We start from the raw sequence: 23851 nt of genomic DNA on the forward strand, positions 1-23851 counted from the left end.
ATTTAAGGATTCCACCATGGAAGGGTATGTGTGTACGCGCACGTATACACACCCTAGAATAATAGGTTCCTTAAATGCTAAATGCAAAAGTCCTCAGAAAAGTATGGAAACGGCACTTTTGGATTTACCTATCAGCTTTTTTGAATACGACCGTCAACGCCAAGTTTTCGGTAATGTACCCACTCAAAAGACCACGCTGCGCCGAATGGTCAAAACTAAGTACTACCGGGAGAAGATCGAAGCGATCCGCAACGAGCCGAACAAGGGCAAACAGGATGAGCTTAAAAAGCACCTGCCTGCCTTTACGCCAGCCGCCCTTTTAAACCACCGAAAGAAGGACACAACGTTTGATGAGAAGGTCATTTATCAATATCCACTAATGATGGGTGATGTTGATCTGAAAGACAATGTAGGCATTGACATGACAGAATTGAAAAAGCACATTTCACGGCTGCCCTATGTGCTTCTTTGCGCCTATTCGGTTCGTGGTGGCCTCTGGTTCGTTGTAAGGCTACCAGATAATCAGACGCCGGATACGTTGAGTGGACATTTCCGCTATTTGCAAAAACTATTCACCGATTGGTTCGGTATCAAGCTGGACGGAAGTAAGGGTGGGAATCCGACAGATTTGCGATTTGTCAGTTACGATCCTGAACCGTATATCAATGAAAATCCTTCAGTGATGGCGGGAATTTATAATCCTCCTCCGCCGAATATGCGAGTATTTGATTCGTGCTACAACACCGATGACAGTCAGCTCTTAAATCGAATTATAAATGCGCTACGGATAGCTGGAGCTGGAGAGCGTCATATCAAACTTTTAAAATTAGCCAGGGTGATAGGTGGCTATATCGGAGCAGGGCGCCTTGATGAGCAAACTGCAGTTTATGCTTTAGAAACAGTTGCCAGTGAATGGCCAAACTTTACGAAGTCGCAAAAAACAATTCGTGACGGTATTCGAAATGGTAAGTTGGCTCCTATTGGGGGAAGCGATTCCAAATTACAGAATTATCGGCAGTCACATCGGCCAAAAGCATCACCTCCCAAATTGTCCCGTTCAAAATTGGAGAATCTGCCGATTGAGTACGTGTCTGTTTCATTTGAGGCAATTGCCGATTATCCGAAGGGATGGGATGTAACGGATCAAAAACCGACATTTCGTCTTGTTGTTAGTCCTCGACGAGCCGAAATAGCCGCGGCATTCAATCTGCCCAAAGAAACGTTGCCACTCTTCTCATTTGAGCCGATTTCGAGCCAATTAGAGCAAAATTTTTTACTTAAATAACCAATCAATCCACACCATGGAAAATCAAAAACAGAAAGGAGTACCCACGAAGTACAAACCGGAGTACAATCAAATTGCCCGCCAATGCTGCTTATTGGGCGCTACAGATGACGATTTAGCCAAGCAGTTCGAAGTCAGCCAAAAGACGATTAACAACTGGAAGAAACAATTTCCTGATTTTTTACAGTCAGTCAAGGAAGGGAAATTAATCGCGGACGTGAAAGTAGCTGAAGCCTTCTACAAACGGTGTGTTGGCTTTGAGCATCACGAAGTTACACGCGAAGGTGAAGCCCCATATGACTCACTTACAGGTGGTTACGACAAAAAAATGTTAAAAGTAACAAAAATCGTGACTAAATACATTCCACCCGATGCGGCTGCCTGTCTCAATTGGTTAAAGAACCGCCAACCGGAACATTGGCGTGATAAGCAGCATGTCGAACTAGCGGCTGAAATTGATCTGACGATGAATTTAGATGGTCCAGAATTGGGCGAAAATTAATTTCAATTTTTAATCCACACCAGAATGTCTCAGGAAAAAGAAAACGAAGTTCTCATCGAGATCACCATCGATGAGGCTGCTACTGAAAAGCGGATCGCCAGCCTGCGTAAATCGCTGGAAGATCTGCGTGCCGAAAAAGCCAAGATCAAAAAAGAGTTTAAGGCCGGCACAATCACTTCCGAAGAGTATGCCACTGCGATCACGAAAAATGAACGGGCAACCAAGGCTCTGTCAAAGGAGATGCGCGACAATGAACGTGCCCTCAACCTCAACGACAAAGCGAACAAAGCCGTTACCGGGTCGCTGAATGAGATGCGCGCGCGTCTTTCGCAATACAAGGAACTGATCGGCGATCTGTCTCCGGAGGAACGGGCATCAAAGGCCGGGCGCGATTTCATCAAAATGACCAATGACCTCAACGAAGAGGTGCTGGGCATTGAAAAATCGTATGGCGTGGCCGGGCGTGCCGTGGGTCGCTATGCCGACGGTATCCGGGAAGCGATCGGCGACCAGGTACCGATCATCGGCCAGCTAAAATCCATTTACGGACTGCTCACCGATGGAATTACCTACCTGAAGGAAAACCGGCAGGGGTGGATCGACCAGGCGAAAAGTATTCAGCTGTCGTCGATCGGCGTAACCGGTTTTGGGAAAGCCGCCAAAGCAGCGCTGGCCGCGACCGGGATTGGGTTACTGGTCCTCGCGTTTACGGCCCTGATCGGTTTCCTGACCAAAACGCAGACCGGGATGGATTTCATCGAACGGAAAACCAAGGCGTTCGGGTCTGTTGTCGGTTTGGTATCGCGGGGCGTTTGGTCGCTGGGTGAGCTGCTGGTCAATGTCTGGAACAAACCGGGCGAAGCCCTGAAGAAATTCGGGGATTTCATTCAGGAGAATTTAATCAACCAGGTGAAAGGATTCGGCGTGATCCTGAAAGCGATCGGGGAGGGCAATTGGGTCGGGATGGTCGACGGTATTGTACAGGTCGGGACCGGCATTACCGATGCTTCGAAAAAGGCAGGAAAGCTGGCTGATGAGTTGGAACGAACCGCCAAGGCAGGGGAGGCCGTTGCCCTGGAATCGCAGAAGATCCGTGACCTGTCGATCGAGATGGAGGCCAAATACAAGCAGATGCGCGGGGAGGCAGAAAGGTTGAAACAGATCGCCGACGATACGACGAAACCGTACAATGATCGGCTGGCCGCTATCCGGAAGGCTGGCGAAATCGAATCGAAGCTTCAGAATGAACGGGAGGCCTTCCAGAAACGCGTTGTGGCTAATGTGAAGGAAGAAGCCAAGCTGAACGGCAATAATTACGAGGATCGTAAAAAGGTGGCCGAAGCAGAAGCGGAGTTAGGCGACGTCCGGGAGGAGCGGTATGAACGGGCTACGGAGATTCAAAACACGTTGAACGGCCTGGTTCAGGAAGAGAAAGAAAAAAGCATCGAAGCGGCCAAGGAAGCCCTCAGCGCCCAGATCGCCGGGAATGAGCTGCGACTGAATGCCGCCAAAAAGTTAGGTCGGGATACGCTGGCCATCGAGGAGCAGCTGATCCGGCAGCGGGCGGAACTGGAGAAAAAGGATTTGAAGAACAAAGCCCAGATCCGGATGGTCGATGCCCAGGCAGATGCCGAAATCGTAGAACTTCGGGTCGCGCGGGCCGTCGAGGAACAAAGTCGGTTTTTCCGTGTCCAGCAATCGGGCATTGTTGCCCGGCTTGCCCTGGTGAAAAAGGGAACCGAGGAGGAAGCTGATCTGGTCAAACAGCAAATTACCAATCAGGCCCAGCAGGAGCGAATCAATGTGCTGGCCACAATTAAGAATGCTAAAGAGCAAAAGGCGAAACTGGCCGAAATCGATGCGTCGGAGAAAGCCCAGAGGCTCGCCGTCGATGCGGCTCTGAAAGCGCAGTTGGCACAAAACGACGCGGTGGCGATTCAGGCCCGGTTGAATGCCGTTTCGGAAGGTTCGGACGTCGAATTTGCCCTCCGGAAGGAACTCCTTGACGCTCAGATGAAGGCTGAACTCGAAAACATCACCTTGACGGAGGAACAGAAAAAGGAAATCCGGAGCCGGTTTGCCAAAGAACAGGCCGCGGTGGACAAGGAGTTGCTCGTCAAGCAGAAAACCGATGCGGTGACGGCTGCTCAATCCCGGTTAAACGTGACGAAATCCGGCAGCGCAGCCGAATACCAGGAGCGCCAGAAGCTATTGGCGGAGCAGGAAGCCTTGGAACTACAGCAGGCGGGGAAAAATGAAGTAGCGAAGGATGAAATCACGACTCGGTACGCGCGGGCTCGGAAAGATTTAACGAAAGAATACTTTCAGGACATCGCCAATACCATCACTTCAACGCTGCAGCAGGGCACGGCGACGCTTTCGGCCATCTATGACGCTCAAACCGCTATCCAGCAGAAGGCCTTGGATGATCAGGAAAAATCAGCCATAAAATCAGCGGGGGCAAATGCCGAAATGAGGGAGAAGATTGAGAAACAATTCCAGAAAAAGCGGGAAGATCTGGAAAAAGAAACCGGTGAAAAACGTAAAAAGGTAGCCAAGATCGAAGCCCGGATCAACCAGGCGCAGGCCATCACCAACATTCTGGCCAATAACGCCGGGCGTCCGCTATTGGCGGCTCTGTTGGTGGCCCTGACGGAAGTCCAGACACAAGCGCAGCTCCGCAAGATCGAAGCCGAGCAGTATGCCCAGGGCGGGTATGTTTCCGATCGCAAAGGGGCGTATGTGACCGGTCCCGGTACCGGGACTTCGGACAGCATTGCCGCCCGGATTAGCAATGGTGAAGCGGTGATCAATGCCAAATCGACCCAGATGTTTTATCCCGAGTTGTCAGCCATCAACATGGCGGGTGGTGGTCGTCGGTTTCCCGGGGCGATGTCAACTAGTGCACTACCAAGTTTTAATTACGGTGGTGTGGCTTTACAATCCGCTTCCTCAACCAATACATTTAATGAGGCTCGGTTAGCGACCCTGATTGGCCGGGAAGTCTCTCGACAGGTATCAGGGGCTCTGCAAAATATGCCTGCCCCTGTTGTGGCTGTTACGGATATTCACACCAAATCTGCCCAGATGACCAAAGTCCAGGTCCGGGGCGATGTAACCACTAAAGGCTAATATGAGACAGCTATTCAAAAAATACCGGCTCTTACGTCAACGACGGCAATTGATCCGGGCGATTCTGGCCGAGTATCCTCAGTGGAAAGAAGAAGCACCGGAAGGCATTATCGGTTATTATTTATCGGAGTTGGTCGCCCACTATGCGACGGCGGAAATGAACTGTCGCGAGAATAATCAACCTTTGCCGTCGTGCCCGAACCTGCTCCGGAAGGTAATTGCCTACCAAGCCCGATGGCTGGACGATCCCTTGTATTATGCCATCCGTTGCCATACGATTCTATTTGAGAAAGTGCTGCTGGAACAGGAAGTTGTACAGCTTCGGCAACGGCTGCAAACCTATAGTCAGCACACGGAAAAGCTTTGGGAAGTAACCGATGAGGTCTCCCAGCAACTCTTCGATCTTCACAAAACCACCCAGATTACAAACCGACAGAACTGATGGAAGACGGAATTTATTTGCAGGGCCCGGCGGGTTGGGTATGGGTGGCCGAATCGTCGCTGGCGCTGACGATTCAAGCCAACGATCTGACCAAGCCCGATAGTATTCAACTCACCTATTCGAATCAATTTACATTACCGCATTCTCTGGCAATCCAACGGCTGCTGGAAAATGCCGAACAATTGGATGCGGGTAGTCAACACCCCTATAAGCTGATTCCAGCCCGGTTGATTGAAGAGGATGAAATTGCTTTTGAAGGCGTGGCTGAATTACAACAATTTCAGGGCGAGTGGCAAGTTTCCCTTTATGATCCGCAGCGGGCGTTATTTGACAAGTTAGCGGAGAAAAGCATTCGAGATCTGGATCTGTCCTGGCTGGACCATTCGTGGACGCTCGACCAAATCAACGCCCGCGCCGGGGCAACCGAAGGCGTTTGTTACCCGATTCTGGATTATGGCACGATCGATGGTGGCATTGTAGCGCAGGATACGATTTTTCCGGCCGTTTTTGTGCCGACAATCCTCACCCAAATGCTTCAGGAGGAGGGTTATCGGCCCGTGGGCGCCTGGCTGGATGATCCGTTATTAAAGCAAATGGTTATCCCGTTTACGGAAGCCGAACCGCTGGCACGGGATCAGGAATGGATCGATGCTCGGACGGCTCGGGTCACGGTCGAGACGATGGCGCCGACCCCCATGTTTGGCGGAGTACTAAACCAAATTATGCTACTTTCCGTGGATGACCGGGAACTGGATAACTGGAAAGACGGCAAAGCCAATAACTTCAACACCACGACGTATAGCTATGTGGCCGATGCGGCTATGCGATTGAAAGTAGTCGCGGTGCAGCGGTTTATGGTTAAAGTGGATGTGGGGACCGTGGAGGTCAAGTTGCAATTGGAGAAAAACGGGGCTTTCGTCGAGCAGGCGTACTGGTCGAAAACGACTGGTTACAATCAGAGCCGAGCGAAGATTGACCAATTAGAACTCGATATTGAAATTCTGCTGAAGAAGGGTGATACGCTAAAAATCAGACGAATTGTACAGAAACGGTCGGCGATCGCGCAATGGGAAGGTTTTATTATGAATGATCCGGATTCGACCTACGCTTCGTTCATTCCGGACGCAACGATTCATACGGGAGATACCTGGTTAGTGGCTCAGAATCTACCCGATCTGAAATGTACGGAGTTACTCCTCAGCCTGGCTTTCAAAATGGGCGGATGGTTTGCTATCGACAACCGTCGGAAAACGGTGGAACTATTCAAGCTGACGGATGTGACTAGGAACCGGGTACAGGCGGTGGATTGGTCAGCTTATCTGGAAGAGGGAGAAGAGCCGAGTCTTTCGTTTCAGATCGATCCGTATGCGCAGCGAAATCTATTGAAGTACAAGGAGCAATCAGGCGTAGATAAAGGCTTTGGAGACGGCGTGATTCGTTGCGACAGGGCAACGTTACCAGCTGAAACAACGTTGTTTACCCTGCCTTTTTCGGCCTCTATGGAATCCGCCCGGCAGATCGGCAGCTACGGCGCACCGCTGTTGATCGAAACCCGAACGATAACCGGCAGCGGGGAAACACTTCAGATCCAGAAAAAGGCGACCGGTGCGCGGGTCATTCTAGTGGAGCCGACGAAATCGTTTGAGATTAGTACGAAGATTTTGAATACGGCAGGCGAGGTAGTTCCGGCCACGGTGACGCTAACCGGCTGCTGGTTTGGTCGGCGGCCAAAAACAGTGCTCACCAACGACAATGCTTTCTCATTGTCGTTCGATCCGGGACCGGCACAGATTTCGGAAGTAGCGTTAATTGCCCGGTATTATGACGGTTTGAAACAAGTGCTGCGCAGGCCTCGAGTCTTTACGCCTTCGATCCACCTGCGGAGCCATGTAGTCGCCAACCTCAACCCCAAATTGCCAATTCGTCTCCGGAATGTCAGGGTAGGCGAGATTGAAATAAGTGATGGCTATTTTTACCTGAATAAGGTTAATAATTACCGGTCTGGGATGACTTGCACAGCTACTCTGATTGCGTTTTAGCTGAACACGTTGAGTGCCCTGATCGGTTTGTGATCAGGGCACTAGTCAGAGAATAAGTGTATCTCGAAAAGAGCTTTTTATGAGAAAAGGTATTTTAAGATCGAGACGCAGCTTTGAGGAATTTCAGTTTTCTGAGCCAAGCTTGCACCGCTATTTCGGCCTCTTTTGCTCTGACTCCCTGAATGACCAATAATTGCCCATCTCGCTCCGAACCGCCCCTGGTGGTAAAGCCGTCTAGTATATTGCTGTTAGGGCATAGCTCTGCAACCGTCTGAAAACTACTACCAATCCCATAGCCGCCGTTGCTATTAAACGGAATGACGGTTTTACCCTTTAGGTCATATTGATGAAAAAAGCTTTTCATCGGTGGGGGCAATTGCATGCCCCAGGTTGGAAAGCCAACAAACACCACATCGTATTGCTGGATACGATCAATTTTGGTTTTTAAAGGCGGTAGAAAACCCGTTTCATTTTCGTGGACTACCTGTTGAACCGTGGACTGATAATTATGCGGATAAGGCTTCTCTAATTCGATCCCGATTACGGTGCCGCCAACCTGCTTATTAATGATTTCAGCCAAGGCTTTTGTATTAGTGGTGCGTGATAGATAAACAATCAAAATCTTTTTTGACGATACCGATTGCGCATCCGTGATGATCGAAGAAAAAAACAAAGCCAGTAATAGGATTAAAGTCAGGCTCTTTTTCATGGGTCTTACCTCGCAGCCGAGTCGGTTGAACGATAGAGATGGCTTATTTTACGCTATAAGCTATGACCCGATTTGTGCCAAAGGAGGGCACATAGAGCGTTCTGGTTCGGCTGTCGTAACTAATATCGTTGGCCATGATTCGATTGGCCCGGCTATCCAATAACACTTGGTTGGTTCCGTCCGCCATCACATAGTACAAAATCCCTTTATAGTTGCTGAGAATAAATTCATTCTGGCCGACCATCACTATGCCATCAAGTCCGCTTTCATAGCCGTTGCCAATTTGGGTAATCTCCTTGGACGCATTTACTTTTTGGAACGTAGTCGATCCCGCAACATACAGATCAGAATTTACGCACAGCAACCCGTTAGCACCGGTGATATTCTCTAGATAAAGAGTGGGTTTGTCACCCTCGATCCGGTATACTTTACCCGTGCGTGTATCGCTCACATAAACCACGCCATTGGCATCCACTGCCAAGTCATTCAACATCACCGCGCCTTCAATCGGAATGCGTTTGATTAGGGATGCTTTGGCGACATCGATCACCGCAACGGCGGCTATTTCGGCGGTATAGAATAACCCATTAAACAAGGCCGATCCTTTGTTGGCATTCAGCCTCGTTACCCAATCAGCCTTGATAATTTTCCCATCAAGACCCATGCGCACAACCGTACCCGCATTCATACTAGATACGAAAAGGGATTTTGATAGTGGATCGAAAAACGCGGACTCTGGGCCTTTCAAGGTTATCGAGTCGGATTCCCATAATTTCTTGAGCTGATGCTGAGCGAAGGATGCTGATGAGAACAACAGCATGGTGGCCACTACCAGTGACTTGTTCATCGTGATGGGGTTTAGGATTTTGTTTTACTGCTTTTTGGGAGCTTCAACGTTCGAGAAATTTAATACTCCCTGTGGCAATCTCAAACCTTTGATCGTGATAGCTGACAATTCTTGATCGAACTGCTTCCACTCATCCGTCGTCAATTTCACGTCGGCAGCGCCAGCGTTTTCCAGCATGTGCGCCATCTGGGTGGTGCCGGGAATGGGCACTATCCACGGTTTTCGAGCGATAAGCCAAGCCAGCGAAATTTGAGCAGGGGCGGCTTGTTTACGCTCAGCCCAGCTCTGGATCAATTTCACCAGGGCTATATTGTTGGGTAGATTCTCCGGGGAGAACCGTTCTTCAATCCCGCGAATGTCACCAGGAGCAAAACGCGTATTGGCATCGATAGCCCCGGTCAGAAAACCGACACCCAGCGGACTCCAGCAAACGAAGCCAATCCCCAATTCTTCGCAAAGGGGAAGAATCACTTCTTCTGGCCCCCGCCAAAGTAGCGAATATTCATTTTGAATCGCCGTAACTGGATGAATGGCATGGGCGCGTCGAACGGTTTGTGGACCTGGTTCAGACAAGCCGTAGTGCAAGATTTTACCTTGGCCAATGAGATCCTTGATAGCGCCAACAACGTCTTCAATCGGAACCGCCGGATCGACCCGATGTTGATACAATAAATCAATTCGGTCAGTACGAAGGCGTTTCAACATGCCTTCCACCACTTCCTTGATGTGTTCGGGACGACTATTCAAACCGGGCAGGCGCTGACCTGTTTTTTGATCGATGTTCCAACCATACTTCGTTTCGATCACAATTTTGTTGCGGAACGAGGCGACGCTTTCACCCAGAATCCTCTCACATTCAAAGGGGCCGTAGGCTTCTGCCGTATCGAATAAGGTAACCCCACTATCGAAGGCTTTCCGAATGATTTTAATCATTTCGGGCCGGTAGGGGATCGTTGTTTGATAGGTACGATGCATATTCTGCACGCCAAGGCCCACGCTGGAAACCTCCATTGTGCCTAGTTTACGGCGTCCAAGTTTAGCCGTTGGGACAACTGAAGCAGGCTGATTTGATGAAATTACAGCTCCTTTCGTATCTGGGGCAAGCAAGACCCCGCCTGCCAGTACTAGTCCTGTTTTAAGTAGATTGCGACGAGTTGAACCTATCGTCGCATTGGCATTAGTTTTAGGCTCCATAATGATAGCGTGCTAAACGTGTGGCTAATTTTTAACGGGCCTCATTAGCCTGGAAAATGAGAGTTGCCCTAACGACCATTTGCCGTTTTCTTTTACAAAGACTTCCGTCACCATAAAGGGATTGGTGACTTCGTTCCCACCCACAACGGCCACTAGGTCTAGATCACTTAACAGGATGGCCGTATTGCCAATCTGATGGAAGGTCGTTGAATAGATGGTCGCTTTCTTGTACCAGATATTCCCGCTCTTAATGACCTCCAGTTCCTGGCTTTTACCCCAGCTTCCACCCATGTGGACAAACATCGATTGGTCATCAAATAAGGTTGTGAGCTTGTCCACATTCTTTTCGGACATCCAGCTCCATTTATCCTTTGAGAGCGTAATGATTTCCTGTTCCTGACTGCTGGTAGCTGTTGTTGCTTTAGGACTTTGGGCGAAGGCCAGTTGCATACTGGCTATGGCCATAAAAAGACTAATAACCAAGGTTTTCATGCTGATTCATTGTGGTTAAAGAATGGGTTCAAGATCATTTTTTACCGGCGTATTCATCGTCGGTCACTCGTTTGAACCAGATCGTTTTTCCTTTCTGGGTTGGGGTTGTCGCTAGGTAGGTAACCCCACTGGTTGGGGTAGCCCCATGCCAGTGTTCGACGCCGGGCTGACATTTGATGATTTCACCTTTGCGGACGGTTTGCCGGGGTTTACCTTGTTCCTGATAATACCCTGTCCCTTCGGTAAAGAGCAGAATCTGCCCAGCGGGGTGCGTATGCCAGTCGAGCCGGGCACCTGGGTCAAAAACGGCTTGGGCGATGTTATAGGCAAATGTGCTATCTGGCCCACTTAATTCATTGAGCCAAACATTGCCCACGTGATTCGGTGTCGATGATAGCTCACCTTTTGGAAAGATAGGAGATTGCTGCGCTACCGCTCCCCATGACAGGGTGATCAGGACTAAAATTGCAGCGAATTTGATCTGGGGTTTATTGGTCATTGTTATAGTAGTTTAACTCGTTATTTTTCGTTCGCCCAACCATTTCACCATCGCCGGATCACGGTGATCAAAAAACAAACTGGCGTTTGTATCCAGGGCTTTGATGGCTTCCATGTCATCCGTGCTTAGCTTAAAATCGAGGCTAGTAAAGTTCTCCTCTATGCGCTCTTTATGAACGGATTTGGGTATGGCCACCACGCCCCGTTGCGTAAGCCATCGCAAGACAATTTGGGCAATCGATTTATTGTGCTTTGTGGCGATTGAACCGAGCAGATCATTCTGAAACAGATTGTTTTTTCCTTCCGCGAACGGTCCCCAGGATTCGATTTGTACCTGGTTGTCGATGAGAAATTGCTGCGTTTCCAATTGTTGATGAAACGGATGAGTTTCTATTTGATTTACCGCCGGAACGATTTCGTTGTGAACGATTAGGTCGATCAGACGATCAGGCCCAAAATTGCTGACCCCAATGGCCCGAATCCGGCCTTCTTGATAAAGCTCCTGCATGGCTCGCCACTCGCCGTACACATCGCCCATTGGCTGATGAATAAGATACAGATCCAGGTAATCGAGTTGCAGTTTTTTCAACGAAGCATCGAAGGCTTTCTTCGCGCCCTCGTAGCCATTCGATTGAATCCAAAGCTTGGTGGTGATAAACAACTCGTCGCGGGCTACGCCACTTTTTTTGATGGCCTGGCCAACGGCTTCTTCATTTCCATACGAAGCCGCCGTATCGATGAGCCGATACCCTGTAGAAATGGCATCCAATACGCTCTGTTCACATTCGGTCAGATCCGGCACTTGGAAAACCCCAAATCCAAGGATGGGCATTGCTACCCCATTATTCAAAACGACTTGTTGCATAGGTATTTACGAATAACAGGACAAAGGTCTCCCCATTTATTGGCCTGATTGGTATACAGATTACGGGGATTACTACCATTATTCCTGATTCCTGGTTTTGCATCAGGTAAGCCGGTCGGAAAGCGGTAAGTTTGGATTCGAGAAACCGACTATATGATGGATACGCTTCGCCGATTTGAGACCATAAGCGACTACAACGCTTTCAATAAGAATGAAACACTTCACCCGCTAATTAGTGTGGTTGATCTGTCAAAAGCCGATCCCCGGCAAGGCTCCCGCATGTATTTTGGGTTTTACACCATTTTTCTAAAAGATGTTAAATGCGGGGATTTGGTCTATGGGCGGCATACCTATGATTACCAGGAGGGAACCTTAGTGTTTATGGCTCCTGGTCAGGTAGCCGGTATGAATAGCAATGGCGAAACCTATCAGCCCAAAGGCTTTGCACTCGTATTTCATCCCGATCTCATCCACGGGACTTCGCTAGGGCGAACGATTCAGGAATACACGTTTTTTGGCTATCAATCTTATGAATCTCTTCATTTGTCCAGCCGGGAGCGCAGTATTGTGATGGACTGCTTTTCTAAGATCGAATATGAGCTGGAACATGCCATCGACAAGCATAGTAAACGCTTGATTGTGGCCAATGTCGAATTATTCCTAGGTTATTGCATTCGGTTTTACGACCGCCAGTTCATCACCCGTAATACGGTCAATAAGGGGATTCTTGAGCGTTTTGAGCATTTATTGAATGACTATTTTCAGACCGATAAGCCCCAACTGATTGGCTTGCCTTCGGTCACCTACTGTGCCGGGGAATTGAATTTGTCAGCTAAATATTTTGGTGACCTAATCAAAAAAGAAACGGGTAAAACCGCTCAGGAATATATTCAGGCAAAAGTGATTGATGTAGCAAAAGAACGGGTGTTTGATCAACGCAAATCGGTTAGTCAAATCGCTTATGACTTAGGATTTAAGTATCCCCAGCATTTCATCCGTTTCTTTAAACAACGGGTTGGCCAATCACCTAACGAGTACAGAATGCTAAATTAAAGCGTATAGGTGTGTCATCTATCCAAGAATGTGTGTGACTTGCCTGTTTCTTTGAACGCCCGTTTCCACGAGACAGTAGCCTACCCTGCCACGTGGCCCTCTTCGGCTAATCCAACAGTCTCAAATTGCCATCTCTTGAATCAATGTTCCATTTTCAGCAACATAGATGAGTTCGTGCGACAGTTTACAAACGCTCGACTAACCTAGTAGGTAAGGTGAATTTGCCGGGCTACTTTCAATGCATTGTAGAAACATCATGATTAATTGCAGGGTATTGCTTTAATCAGTTTGAGGCCTTTCAAAACGGGAATTTCGATAATATTCTTAGAAGGGATGGTGCCATTGTTGATCCACCCCAAAATCGTGTTGGTATCGTCAATACGAAACAGTTTGGCGTACTCGGAGATCGAGACCCACTCCTTGATATTGTACTGAATTCCGTGATCATCAAGTAGAGGTAAAATCTCCTGAGTTGAAGCCCGCATTTCGTCAATGAATTCTTGAGTCGATTGTTTCTTCCCGGTTGCCATCGCGAGGTTTTTATCTTCAATATACGTAAAATATTTCGCTCACTCAATCGGAATATTTTGGCAGAAATCTCGGTTTTAAGTTTGACATTTATTTGGTATATACCGTATAAATGGTAAATTTTGCTTCAAACAGCTTGCCATGAAATCTATCAATAAACGACCTGGTAAAGCCTATCCGCTCCGTGTTTCGGACGAACGGTTTAACAAGATGAAAGAGAAATGCCAGGAAAAGAAGATTCCCATGAATCGCTATATAAATACATTGATAGCTGCCGACCTGAAAAATGCAGATGCGTAAGTCGGCTTTAATAACCGCTTACTTGAAAGTATGGCCGCTCGCTAAATAGGTAATTCTGACAAAATCTTGGAGTTACTAATATTGCCACTCAAATAACATCTTTATCATGTCGAATACACCGGAAGAAATCGGACAATTAATCAGAAACACTCGGAAGAATAGAAGCTTAACACAAAAAGAGCTCGGAAGACGGCTTGGAATAAGTGAATCAGCCGTAAATAAATATGAGAGCGGAAAAGAGAACCCAACTCTTCAGACTCTATCAAAAATCGCTGACGCTTTAGATATGAAATTATCCATCAACTTTATTGAAAGCTAAATTTTTTTGTCTACAAACTTGCCTTATGGGTTAAGTTTTTGTAATATTGTTTAAACTATGATGGCAGATACCCAAAAACTGCATAGTACCGATGAGGTTGCCCGGAATAGTAGGTAGAGAATCCATCATATAATAAAAACCCCAACGCTGTAAATCTTGGCGGATCGAGCGAAGGGGTTTGAGAACCCAAAACAATTACTGTTATGAGTCGGGAGCAAAGCTACATCCCTGTAGCATCTGGCGCAAGTGCGCCCCAACAATCTTCACGAACGGTCAGCCAGATCCTCAGCCGTTGTCCAGAAGTGGATAGCCTGAGCTTGTTGCCCCAATTCAGGATTGAATATGTCTATCCTGAAAATTACATCCCAATCTGCATCGAGACACCCGCAGATGCCTTGATGTTGTTCCGGGCTCTATGGGAGCGCGAAGAATACAAAGGATTGGATAAGGTATATGTTCTATTGCTGCAGAGGAACCAGATTCTAACGCTGCAATTATTGGACATATCGGCCACGTTGAGCCGCTTTTTGCGGATCTCCCAGGTAGCAAAGTTGGCTTACTTTGCTGGAGCGGACAATGTCATATTGATATCAACGCATAGGGAGTCAGAAGTCGAGGATTTTGAACAGAGCGAGCTAGACTTTTTACTGTCATTACCAGAAGAGTTTGAATCATTTGATCTAGCATTGACCGATTGCATCCGCGTTGGGGAAGATCGGAATTACTCACTGTTTGCGGAAGGGTATTCAGAGTTTGCAGGATTTACACCTCCGGATTACTATACCTGGCATCGAAATTACAATCTTTTATACGGTACCTGAAATCAACAACACTCATGTAAAATGGCCCTCGATATCGAGGGCCAAATCTCTCCTATGCAACAACTTCCAAGTTATCCCTTGAAAATTCCGCCGTTGATAAAGGCGTCAGACCAATTTCTTATCTGGGTAAAAACTCAGAAGAAATCGATCCAGACAAACACCATTGTCCGGATCGAGGCTCAGGGAAGCTATTCGCTGATCTGCACGTTCAATGGGGACCGGTATCTGATCAGCGGCAACCTTAGCCGACTGGCGAGCCGATTTCAGGGCTTTGTGCGTATCCATCGCTCTCATTTGATCAACCCTGACTTCGTTGATCGATCCACGCCCTGGTTAACCTCAGGGAGCTTGCATTTTATACAACTGGCCAATGGCGAATCAGTTCCGGTTTCGCGCCGGGTGCGTAGAAACACCAAGGTAATTTCAACCACTAATCGTTAACTCATGGAAATTTCACGCTACCTCCGCCAGGACCGGGCGGATGAAAATGGAGAATGTTCTATTGACTTTCGAGTCTGTTGGAAGCAACAAAAAATTCGTTTCTCGTCGGGTTATAAGGTTCATCCGGACGATTGGATCGAAACCGTTGAAGTGGTCGTCGATCCAGCGACCGGCCGCCGGCGGAAACGTAAGAAGTTCCAAACCTTGGACCGCGCCGTAAACCGAAAATTGGATGTATACTCCTATGGACTCGAAGAATACTTTGATAAACTGGACTACTACCCAACGATATCGGAGGTACGTGCCGAGTTAACTAGAATTCGGCAAGCAGAATTGGGGATTGAGCCAAAGCAGCCCGAAAAGAAGAAGCCGGAAGAGACTGCAGCTATAGGTCCAACGTTTTTTGAGTTTTGGGATCAGTATATGGCTGATCATGCCGGTCTGAAAGCGAAACACTACGTTCGCCACTTTAAGTCAACGAAAGATCATCTGTTACATTTTGCTCCTCATGCCGACTTTAAAGACATAACTTTGCCTTTTGCTAATCGCTTTTTACAATACATGATGAAGCAAGGAGTGCAGGACGAAACTGCCTATAAGCAATTGAAGCATTTACGCGTTGTGATGCGGTATGCCCGAAAATGTGGCATTGCTATCCCGAATGACTTCGAAGATTTCCCTTCCTATCGGTCCATTATTCAGCGGGAAGCTTTGAAGTGGGACGAAGTGGTAGCTCTTCAGAATGTGGATTTACCAAATAACTTAGTCCGGCAACGTGACATTTTTCTATTTCAATGCTATACCGGTTTGCGCTGGAGCGACTTAAAGCATGTTCGGCCTGGTAATATGATTGAGATCCGGAGCGATGGGAATGAAATGGAGCCAGCGCTGCGACTAATTCAGGAGAAGGGAAGACGAGAAAATCTGGTACCGCTCACGGATCAGGCTGTTGGAATTCTTAAAAAGTACGGTGGCACCTTGCCGATCATATCAGGCCAGAAATATAATGTGCTAATTAAAGAGGTGGCCAGGAAAGCCGGGTTGAATCGCCGGGTTGTCCTCACAGAGTATTATGCTGGCCAGCGCGTCGACGTCGAGAAAGCATTGCATGAAATCATCTCGTCCCATATGGGCCGTCACACGTTTGCGATGATCATGCTCGATCGGAAGGTAGATATAACGGACCTGAGTGATTTAATGGGTCATGGGTCAATATCTACCACGATGATCTACCGGACCATCCGTGGAGAGGATAAGATCAAAGTGATGCAAAAGGCTTGGGGTAAACAATCGGCGAAAATTTAAAAGACTACCCAATATGGAGCCGACTTTTGAAGAGGAAGTTCGTGCGATTTTGGCGCGAATCGAGCAAAATACGCAAGTCGCAGCAATCAGAGCCAAGGTTTTATTTGACGTAAAGGATATTGCCATTTTAACGGGATTTTCAAAAGACAGTGTCTATGATTGGATACGCGTGGGACGTTCTATAAATGGAGCGAAGAAACGAGTTTTCCTTAAACCGGCTTCCGGGCTCGATGACCGTGGTTTTCGAATATTTCCTGACGAACTGGATGATTTCCTTTCACATTTTCCACCTGCGCGAGCCTGATCAGCTATGAATAAGGCATTCGAAGAGGAAATGCGATCGCTGATGGGAGAACTGAAGCAGATTACAAAACAGGGTGCGATTCGCTCAAAGTTACTGTACACCGTGGAGGATGTAGCATTCTTGACCGGCTTCTCTGCACTAACGGTTTACGGCTGGATTCATGAAGGACGGCCTATTAAAGGTGGTAAAAAGCGAGTTTATCTGCAACCGTCAGCCGATCTGGCTGAGCGTGGGTTCCGATTTTTTCCGGATGAGCTTAACGATTTCCTTGCCCATTTTCCGCCAGCTAAGCCAAGTTGAAGTGTACAAATAAAGAGTAACTGGAAGGCGGTATTAACTTCGTTAAGTAGGATACCGGATAGTTTAGAGCGAGCAATTTGTTCAGGTAATCCTTGTTCAGATATCAAAGAAATCTTTGTCCTGAGCTTCTAATTTATGGTTAATAAATTTTGAAACCCGTTGCCTTGTCTCTTCATCTTCACAATCAACCCGGAATTTAACTCCAGATTTCGAATTACCTGTAACAGTAATCCAGATTTTATGCCCTTCTTTATTCATCCAAGTAGCCCATTTTTGAGCGTTTCTTATGTCCTGCCGAATCGCATTATTTAAAGTTTCATTTATATCGAGATCCTTTCTACCATCTTTTGGGAGGTATTGAACACGGTCAATAACTATGATTAAGTCGGTCATGATTTAGAAAAAGATGGTAAAAAGCTTGAAAAAGTTCGATCTGATCTCAGTGATTTTTAGCCTCTTCATTTTTATTTTAAATCTCCATTTTTTAGGATTAGGTCAAATTCTATTATAGAATTATTGATCCGTGAGTAGTTCGTAAAACACCCGATTTATCTATCTATTCGGCTTAAGGTGGTTGTATTTATCAAAATGCACCTTTACGGATTGATTCACTGATCAATAAAGTTATACCAGATTTTGCCTTTTTCGAGCTGCGTCAGCAGAATAGTCAAAACCAATAGGTGGTGGAAATATGGAATCTGCCATTGCTAAACCTGCTTGAAAGAGGCATCCTTCTTCACATTGATGTTCATCATTGACTCGTACACGCCCATAATTGTAGTCATATCTTTGGGTTCCATAATAGTCCATCTGGCCAATGCCTGTTATTTGTTCAATAAACTGCATTACCTCAAGAGAAGCAACATTAGCACTGAACGGAAAAATATTTTCATTCCGCTTGAAACGATGATCTTTTGACAGGCCTGCTAAGTATGAAGGATCATCCAACTTTCCAGCCTTTTCTGTTGCCACATCAGCAGCATCGTAAGCCTTTAGGCACTGTAAGCAAGGACGATCGGGGCCGACACTCTGTATTTGCCATTCGGCGCCCTCAAAATGTTTAGTTTTAGAATTCATCCGAACCTGTATGCCTCCATCTATAACCGGAATGAGATGGCTGTAAGCTATGTGATTCAAAACTTGGCGAGGCCAAGGGCGATCAACGCAACTGAATAGTATATCGCAATCTAATGCATTTTGATATCCCATTTCTTCAGTAACTCCTGACAATACGGGGGTTACTTGGACTCGATTTGCCGTCGATGATCGATGAATTTGTCTTTGAGCGATATAAACTTTGCTGGTGCCTATGTCATTCAATGTAGCCCCTAACAATCGATCAAGGTTGTGCTCTTGTACTTCATCAAAATCGATTAAAACAAATCGTTCCATTCCCATTCGAGATAAAGATTCTGTGACCATACTTCCCACACTACCAAGGCCAATAATTCCTACCTTTAATCGAGCTAGCTGTGCATGATTACTCTCGCCCCAAACGGTCATTGTACGTTTGTAAGTTTCTTTAAACGTTGGCCGAGGTCTTAAACCGTCATGGTACGAAACACTGAGCCGTTGTCCTACAACTCGTACTGAAGTAGCCTGCTTCCGGTCATACCAGCCGTTTAAATATTCCCAGACACGAGCACTCCAAGTTTTATCAGTACCTAAGGTTAAACCGACGAACGGTAGGCCTGATAGCGTTAAAGATGTATCTGAAAATCCATATTCTGTCTTAACATCATCGAGACTCATACCTTGCCATCCTGGTCCCAGATGACTATGTAAAAGAACAATTCCTGATTTCTCAGCTGCTGCTATTCTACAAACTCGACGAAAATATTGCGGATTGATAAGCACATTACCTTGAACTCTACGGTCGCCTTCTTCTGGTAGTATTATTTTATAGATAATACTGGTAAATCGTAATAAGCCAACCGACGGTTTATATAAAGCAAAGGCTACTTCTTCCTGTTTGTCATCACGTAATAAGTGGCGACAAAGGATTGAATTCAGCGTAGCTGACATTGCTACGCTGAATTCTTCTCGATCAGTTCTGTCTAAAGATTGCATTGATCTGAGCTAATAGTTTTGAAGTTGGATTATTCGGACTCAACTGAAACTGATAGCTCCAATATTGCCATTCCGAACCTAAAGGACTAGTTATTACATTACGTGTACCAGTTTGACCGAAAGTAGCCAAGTGTGGTAATGCCTTAATATGTATTGAGGCAATTGAAGAGCGGGGGTAATCAGTAGGAGCGGGTATAGCTAGATTTATATTCCGGCCAGCAAAACTGCCAGCCGGAATAATAAATTCTGGAATCATCACATACTGCATCCCATTGGTATCAACGAGGATTGTCATTCCTTCATGTCCCTGATCACACAAGTCTTGTACAAGGCGTTGAGCTCCGATATTCATGAAACAGGGGTCGGTTCATTATTAAACAAAACGAACTTATTAACACACTCCAAGTCAATAGTTTCTTCTAGGTTATTGTACTCGCTCCCTCCTTTTGTACTTAATGTATTTAAGGTAGGATCAACATGAGCGAAATCAACTAGAATTTGTCTTACTGTCAAGTATCGTACATTCGATTCGTATCCTTTTTTTCCAATAGAAAAATGATACATTTTTGGCTTGACAATGAAACTTTCAATACCTTCTGCCTTGAAATTAACAAGCTCATCTTTACCTATAGGCTCTAAATAGGTTTCACCATATTTACGGCGAGTTTGGTAAATTAGATACTCTTCCGGATCCTTACTATCCAGAGCAATAATTTCTCTACCGAGCATTTGTGATTTTTTGGTTTCATGTTTTTGGTCATTCACCTTAATCAGGTAGTAAATCACAACACCTGGATCATGGACAGGATGTGGTGTGCCATTTAGGCAATGCTCTTCTAAATCAATTATTACTTTGACAGTAATAGCTTCATTTTCATTGTGGTTGTTTGACCACAGGAATTCTGGATTTTTCATCTTTTTGATTTTTAATTTGATCAAATCTTCCTAGATGCTAAGTCCCCAACCGTACGTTTGGTAGAAACATACTTGATTACTACCTTGCACTTATAATTCGACAGAACCCTACACATGGGTGAGTAGCCCACGTTGATACAATCTGCCCTGGAAAGCCATTTGTATCGAGATCTGTTAAGCAAGAAGCGGACATTCCGGTTGAGGAACTGGGATCGTTCGCTTTTTGCTTTATTAAACTATACCTCAATAAGTGTTTATGAATCCGCACATATTTACAGTACAAATATGGTGTATTTTATTGACACTGTCAAGTATCATAAAAAAATTTTCCTTAAATATGTTTATGATACTTGACATTTATAATTAAAGTATTTAACTTTGTGCCATGGAAGCAACTCATTATCAGGAGATATACCAAGTTGTAGGGAGTAAAATCTCTGAGATCAGACGTGAAAAAAAAATGTCACAACTTGATTTGGCAGCGATAGTTGGTTTAAGTCGTGCTTCAATTGTGAATATTGAAAAGGGACGACAACATCCTCCATTGCATTTAGTATGGCAGCTTTCAGATGCGTTGGATGTAGATTTATTTGATCTCTTGCCAACTAAATATGAAATGATGGGGCGGCCTGTATCTAATCTCTTAAATAAGGTGGATGTAGCTGGTAGTAAGGAATCAGCAAATAAGCTTGCTGAGTTCATTAACATTCATTACAATTTAAATAATGATAAATCGTAGACGATTCAAACAAATTGAAGAGATCGCAGAACAGCTTCTCCAAGATACAAGTTCTTTTGTCGTACCAGTTCCTGTTGAGCTAGTTGCAAAGGGGTTAGGTTTACAAGTATTTGCTCATGATTTTGGACCTGATATTTCTGGAGTATTGATTCAGAATGCAGGTGTAGCAACGATTGGTTATAATTCAAAAAATTCGGAAAAAAGAATACGATTTACAATAGCTCACGAAATTGGGCATTTTGTTTTAGGCCATCAGAGAGATGGAATGTTCGTTGACAACGCTAGCAAACATTTCTCTATAGCGTTTCGAGATATAAATTCGTCAACAGGTGAACTTTTGCAGGAACGAGAAGCAAATGCATTTGCAGCTGCTTTATTAATGCCCAAATCCTTACTTGTTACTTACATTAATAAAGTTGGATTTGATCTGAGTGATGAAGAGAACTTAATAGTAGAGCTAGCTAATTCCTTCAAAGTAAGTACACAGGCAATGGCTTACCGATTGGCAAATTTAGGTGTGCTTAATTCTGCTTCTAGTTAGTAAAATACACAATTTTTCATTTTGAAAATAATTGAATGAGTATAAAATCAGTATGGATACTTTATAGAATATAATTCTATATCAATGCTGATTACTAACCAATTTACACATATTACGGGAGTTATTCCCATAATACAAGATCATGCGCGAAAGCTGTTTGATCCTAAAAATCAAAACAGCTTTTTGAATGATGCTGTTCAAAGAGGTTTACGACTTTATTTGGACCAGCTTAAAGACAATATATGGATATGTGTTGAATCACCTTATGTAGACCGAATATATCGTGACAGTTATTATCATTACTATGCAAGTAAGCTGGGGAGCTATCCGAAGGATTGTATTAGGTTATCATTTTTCGATGTCCCAATTGATGAAAGTCATTTTAGAAACCAGGATCAGCGAACTTTTTTGCAAGAACACTATTTAGGCTTTTTAGTGGTTCGTCCAACCTTTCGCAATTTAATTGGGAGAAACATTATTTCACCTAAAGCTCTGAAAGATAGCAATATACAGGTGTGCTTGGCTAAGTACTCCGTAACAGTGAATTCAATAAAGCTGGAAATATGGGGATTCCCTCATTCATCGCAAGACATTGAAACTATTACGTGCGCTCAGACAACTATATGGTCAATTATGGAGTACTTTAGTCAACGTTATGCCGACTATCGCCCTGTATTACCATCAACAATTGTTAAGCGCTTAGAAAACCTCTCTGTTGAGCGGCAAATGCCCGCCACGGGACTTTCAATAGAGCAAATATCATTTGTGTTGAAAGAGTTTGATTTTGGGCCACGAATATATCATGAAGACAAATATCCTAAGGATTTTGCCGAATTGGTAAGCTGTTATGTTGAGAGCGGAATTCCAATTGTGGTTGCTATTCAAAATAGGAATAAAAGTGTTGGCCATGCCTTACTTTGTATAGGACGCCAAATTGTAACTAAAGAGTATATAAAAAAAAATCTTAAATATGAAGAATTTAAACTTCCAACTGGTACAATCCAATTAATGGATTTAGATAAATTACCCAAGGACTTCGTATTTATAGATGATAACTTGGCACCATATGCTCAGGCTACATTGAGTCGACCAGCTAGTAATTATGTATCTAAAGAGTGGCATAGTTGTAAATTAGTTGCTTTCGTTGCTCCTCTTTATAAAAGAGTTTACTTAGAAGCCTACGAAGCTAAAAAATACCTTAAAAGCTTATTTTCTATTGGTATAATCTCAATTCAAGGTCAGCATGAAGTGATTTTAAGGTTTTTTCTTACTTCAAGTCGATCATATAAAAACTGGGTGGCTACTGATGCAGTTATGGGAGAAGTTTTGAAGGAAATAATTCTCGCAGTCGCACTACCTAAATTTATATGGGTGGGCGAACTAACAAATTCTACATTATTGGAGGCTGATCAAGCCAATGGAATTGTTCTGCTAGACGCTACCGAAGCTGACACCAATAATCTAAAACCGTTGATATTAGTTGCTCAAGGAGATAGAATAATTAACTTTGCGGCCCCAGAGCTTTCACAGCGGCTTGTAAGTATACCCATTCAACCATTTACACGTTATCAAAACAATTTAGCTTAATTTGAGTCTAACCATATACCTACACATTCTGGTCAGCTAATTATGGAACAAACAACAAGTAAGTATCAGATGCTGATGGAGAGCTTGAAGAGTCAAGGGAAGTTACATTCTCTTGAAGAAATATTCACTCCAGAGGTAACTATGCAGATAAATAGCCAAATGGAGGCTGTTCGTCGTGAATATCGTCGCAAAGATGCTGAGTCTAAACAAGAAGCGGCTCTTGTTATTTTGAACGCCTAAGTCAAATCATAAATTTTTCATAAAAAAAGTGGGCAGTTTAAACTGCCCACTTTTTTTATGATGGCTTTAGCCTCAATTTCATATTTACCCAAATCTAGGGCAGTTACAACTAGAGAATTGCCAAAGCTTTTTAGATATTTATCCACATTATAATGGGATTTTTCTTTTCTGAACTAATCTTAAAAACTATTCCGTACACCAATCCGTACACATGCAAAAACAAAAAACCCGTAACTTGCTGATTTATAGCTAGCTACGGGTTTAATGCTGTGCCGAAGGCGAGACTCGAACTCGCATGAACTCACGTTCACACGCCCCTGAAACGTGCGTGTCTACCAGTTTCACCACTTCGGCATCGGGGTTCCCATGACGGGACTGCAAAG

The 23851-nt window shown here is 45.1% G+C and carries 28 protein-coding genes and 1 tRNA gene; 17 read left to right on the plus strand and 12 right to left on the minus strand.

Features of this window, described 5'->3' with window-relative positions; genetic code table 11:
* Positions 1-103: 103 nt before the first annotated feature.
* The 5 genes from GJJ30_RS07920 to GJJ30_RS07940 are packed head-to-tail and all read left to right on the plus strand — an operon-like array spanning position 104 to position 7400.
* Positions 104-1285, plus strand: coding sequence for a BT4734/BF3469 family protein (locus GJJ30_RS07920; protein WP_154174618.1), 1182 nt, complete (start codon positions 104-106; stop codon positions 1283-1285).
* 16 nt (positions 1286-1301) lie between these two features.
* Positions 1302-1787 carry a helix-turn-helix domain-containing protein gene (locus GJJ30_RS07925; RefSeq protein WP_154174619.1) on the plus strand — a complete coding sequence of 162 codons (486 nt, stop codon included), beginning with the start codon at positions 1302-1304 and terminating at the stop codon, positions 1785-1787.
* Positions 1788-1811: 24 nt separating this feature from the next.
* A complete protein-coding gene (locus GJJ30_RS07930; RefSeq protein WP_154174620.1) occupies positions 1812-4919 on the plus strand; it encodes a coiled-coil domain-containing protein in 3108 nt (1035 codons plus the stop codon).
* Between the two features lies 1 nt (position 4920).
* Positions 4921-5361: a hypothetical protein gene (locus tag GJJ30_RS07935; RefSeq protein ID WP_154174621.1), complete on the plus strand. Its 441-nt coding sequence runs from the start codon at positions 4921-4923 to the stop codon at positions 5359-5361.
* Positions 5361-7400, plus strand: a complete 2040-nt coding sequence (locus GJJ30_RS07940; protein WP_154174622.1) for a hypothetical protein — start codon at positions 5361-5363, stop codon at positions 7398-7400. Before GJJ30_RS07935 ends, GJJ30_RS07940 begins: the two co-directional genes overlap by 1 nt.
* Positions 7401-7494: 94 nt before the next feature.
* Here GJJ30_RS07940 and GJJ30_RS07945 read toward each other — a convergent pair whose 3' ends face one another.
* The 6 genes from GJJ30_RS07945 to GJJ30_RS07970 form a co-directional block, all read right to left on the minus strand.
* Positions 7495-8109 carry a flavodoxin gene (locus tag GJJ30_RS07945; RefSeq protein ID WP_154174623.1) on the minus strand — a complete coding sequence of 205 codons (615 nt, stop codon included), beginning with the start codon at positions 8107-8109 and terminating at the stop codon, positions 7495-7497.
* A gap of 43 nt (positions 8110-8152) precedes the next feature.
* Positions 8153-8956, minus strand: coding sequence for an SMP-30/gluconolactonase/LRE family protein (locus GJJ30_RS07950; RefSeq protein ID WP_154174624.1), 804 nt, complete (start codon positions 8954-8956; stop codon positions 8153-8155).
* A 24-nt stretch (positions 8957-8980) separates the two neighbouring features.
* Positions 8981-10150: an aldo/keto reductase gene (locus GJJ30_RS07955; protein ID WP_154174625.1), complete on the minus strand. Its 1170-nt coding sequence runs from the start codon at positions 10148-10150 to the stop codon at positions 8981-8983.
* Between the two features lie 24 nt (positions 10151-10174).
* A complete protein-coding gene (locus tag GJJ30_RS07960) occupies positions 10175-10615 on the minus strand; it encodes a nuclear transport factor 2 family protein (protein WP_229313026.1) in 441 nt (146 codons plus the stop codon).
* Between the two features lie 61 nt (positions 10616-10676).
* On the minus strand, positions 10677-11141 hold the full coding sequence (locus GJJ30_RS07965; protein WP_154174627.1) for a cupin domain-containing protein: 465 nt from the start codon (positions 11139-11141) through the stop codon (positions 10677-10679).
* Positions 11142-11153: 12 nt separating this feature from the next.
* A complete protein-coding gene (locus tag GJJ30_RS07970; protein WP_154174628.1) occupies positions 11154-12005 on the minus strand; it encodes an aldo/keto reductase in 852 nt (283 codons plus the stop codon).
* 156 nt (positions 12006-12161) lie between these two features.
* Here GJJ30_RS07970 and GJJ30_RS07975 point away from each other — a divergent pair, with 156 nt between their 5' ends.
* Positions 12162-13058, plus strand: coding sequence for a helix-turn-helix domain-containing protein (locus GJJ30_RS07975; protein WP_154174925.1), 897 nt, complete (start codon positions 12162-12164; stop codon positions 13056-13058).
* A 260-nt stretch (positions 13059-13318) separates the two neighbouring features.
* Here the strand turns inward: GJJ30_RS07975 and GJJ30_RS07980 are convergent, their stop codons facing one another.
* The gene (locus GJJ30_RS07980; RefSeq protein WP_154174629.1) at positions 13319-13588 is read right to left on the minus strand and encodes a hypothetical protein; all 270 of its coding nucleotides are present in this window, start codon (positions 13586-13588) and stop codon (positions 13319-13321) included.
* Positions 13589-13727: 139 nt separating this feature from the next.
* Here GJJ30_RS07980 and GJJ30_RS07985 point away from each other — a divergent pair, with 139 nt between their 5' ends.
* The 7 genes from GJJ30_RS07985 to GJJ30_RS08015 all read left to right on the plus strand — a co-directional run bounded on the left by GJJ30_RS07985 (position 13728) and on the right by GJJ30_RS08015 (position 17376).
* Positions 13728-13886, plus strand: a complete 159-nt coding sequence (locus GJJ30_RS07985; protein ID WP_154174630.1) for a hypothetical protein — start codon at positions 13728-13730, stop codon at positions 13884-13886.
* A 106-nt stretch (positions 13887-13992) separates the two neighbouring features.
* Positions 13993-14205 (plus strand): helix-turn-helix domain-containing protein, encoded by a 213-nt coding sequence (locus GJJ30_RS07990; RefSeq protein ID WP_154174631.1) that lies wholly within the window; start codon positions 13993-13995, stop codon positions 14203-14205.
* A gap of 203 nt (positions 14206-14408) precedes the next feature.
* Entirely contained in the window at positions 14409-15026 is a 618-nt protein-coding gene (locus GJJ30_RS07995) for a hypothetical protein (RefSeq protein WP_154174632.1), read from the plus strand.
* Between the two features lie 21 nt (positions 15027-15047).
* The gene (locus GJJ30_RS08000; protein ID WP_154174633.1) at positions 15048-15467 is read left to right on the plus strand and encodes a LytR/AlgR family response regulator transcription factor; all 420 of its coding nucleotides are present in this window, start codon (positions 15048-15050) and stop codon (positions 15465-15467) included.
* Between the two features lie 3 nt (positions 15468-15470).
* Positions 15471-16772 (plus strand): site-specific integrase, encoded by a 1302-nt coding sequence (locus tag GJJ30_RS08005; RefSeq protein WP_154174634.1) that lies wholly within the window; start codon positions 15471-15473, stop codon positions 16770-16772.
* A 13-nt stretch (positions 16773-16785) separates the two neighbouring features.
* Positions 16786-17076, plus strand: coding sequence for a helix-turn-helix domain-containing protein (locus tag GJJ30_RS08010; RefSeq protein WP_154174635.1), 291 nt, complete (start codon positions 16786-16788; stop codon positions 17074-17076).
* 6 nt (positions 17077-17082) lie between these two features.
* Positions 17083-17376 (plus strand): helix-turn-helix transcriptional regulator, encoded by a 294-nt coding sequence (locus GJJ30_RS08015; protein WP_154174636.1) that lies wholly within the window; start codon positions 17083-17085, stop codon positions 17374-17376.
* Between the two features lie 96 nt (positions 17377-17472).
* On the opposite strand, the gene GJJ30_RS08020 is transcribed toward GJJ30_RS08015, so the two are convergent.
* The 4 genes from GJJ30_RS08020 to GJJ30_RS08035 form a co-directional block, all read right to left on the minus strand.
* Positions 17473-17769: a hypothetical protein gene (locus GJJ30_RS08020; RefSeq protein ID WP_154174637.1), complete on the minus strand. Its 297-nt coding sequence runs from the start codon at positions 17767-17769 to the stop codon at positions 17473-17475.
* A 231-nt stretch (positions 17770-18000) separates the two neighbouring features.
* Complete coding sequence (locus GJJ30_RS08025; protein WP_154174638.1) at positions 18001-19446, minus strand: HesA/MoeB/ThiF family protein; 1446 nt, start codon at positions 19444-19446, stop codon at positions 18001-18003.
* Positions 19424-19798, minus strand: coding sequence for an E2/UBC family protein (locus GJJ30_RS08030; protein ID WP_154174639.1), 375 nt, complete (start codon positions 19796-19798; stop codon positions 19424-19426). The genes GJJ30_RS08025 and GJJ30_RS08030 overlap by 23 nt, the downstream gene beginning before the upstream one ends.
* Positions 19795-20361: a multiubiquitin domain-containing protein gene (locus GJJ30_RS08035; RefSeq protein WP_154174640.1), complete on the minus strand. Its 567-nt coding sequence runs from the start codon at positions 20359-20361 to the stop codon at positions 19795-19797. Before GJJ30_RS08035 ends, GJJ30_RS08030 begins: the two co-directional genes overlap by 4 nt.
* Positions 20362-20746: 385 nt before the next feature.
* Between GJJ30_RS08035 and GJJ30_RS08040 the strand changes: the two genes are divergently transcribed.
* The 4 genes from GJJ30_RS08040 (at position 20747) to GJJ30_RS08055 (ending at position 23468) form a co-directional block, all read left to right on the plus strand.
* The gene (locus tag GJJ30_RS08040; RefSeq protein ID WP_154174641.1) at positions 20747-21100 is read left to right on the plus strand and encodes a helix-turn-helix domain-containing protein; all 354 of its coding nucleotides are present in this window, start codon (positions 20747-20749) and stop codon (positions 21098-21100) included.
* Positions 21087-21641, plus strand: a complete 555-nt coding sequence (locus GJJ30_RS08045; protein ID WP_154174642.1) for an ImmA/IrrE family metallo-endopeptidase — start codon at positions 21087-21089, stop codon at positions 21639-21641. Before GJJ30_RS08040 ends, GJJ30_RS08045 begins: the two co-directional genes overlap by 14 nt.
* Positions 21642-21725: 84 nt before the next feature.
* Positions 21726-23228: a hypothetical protein gene (locus GJJ30_RS08050; RefSeq protein WP_154174643.1), complete on the plus strand. Its 1503-nt coding sequence runs from the start codon at positions 21726-21728 to the stop codon at positions 23226-23228.
* Between the two features lie 42 nt (positions 23229-23270).
* A complete protein-coding gene (locus tag GJJ30_RS08055; protein WP_154174644.1) occupies positions 23271-23468 on the plus strand; it encodes a hypothetical protein in 198 nt (65 codons plus the stop codon).
* 270 nt (positions 23469-23738) lie between these two features.
* Here GJJ30_RS08055 and GJJ30_RS08060 read toward each other — a convergent pair.
* A tRNA-OTHER gene (locus GJJ30_RS08060) sits at positions 23739-23822 on the minus strand.
* Positions 23823-23851 lie beyond the last annotated feature (29 nt).

Origin of the sequence: Larkinella terrae (assembly GCF_009668025.1) — a bacterium.
Classification (GTDB): Bacteria; Bacteroidota; Bacteroidia; order Cytophagales; family Spirosomataceae; genus Larkinella; species Larkinella terrae.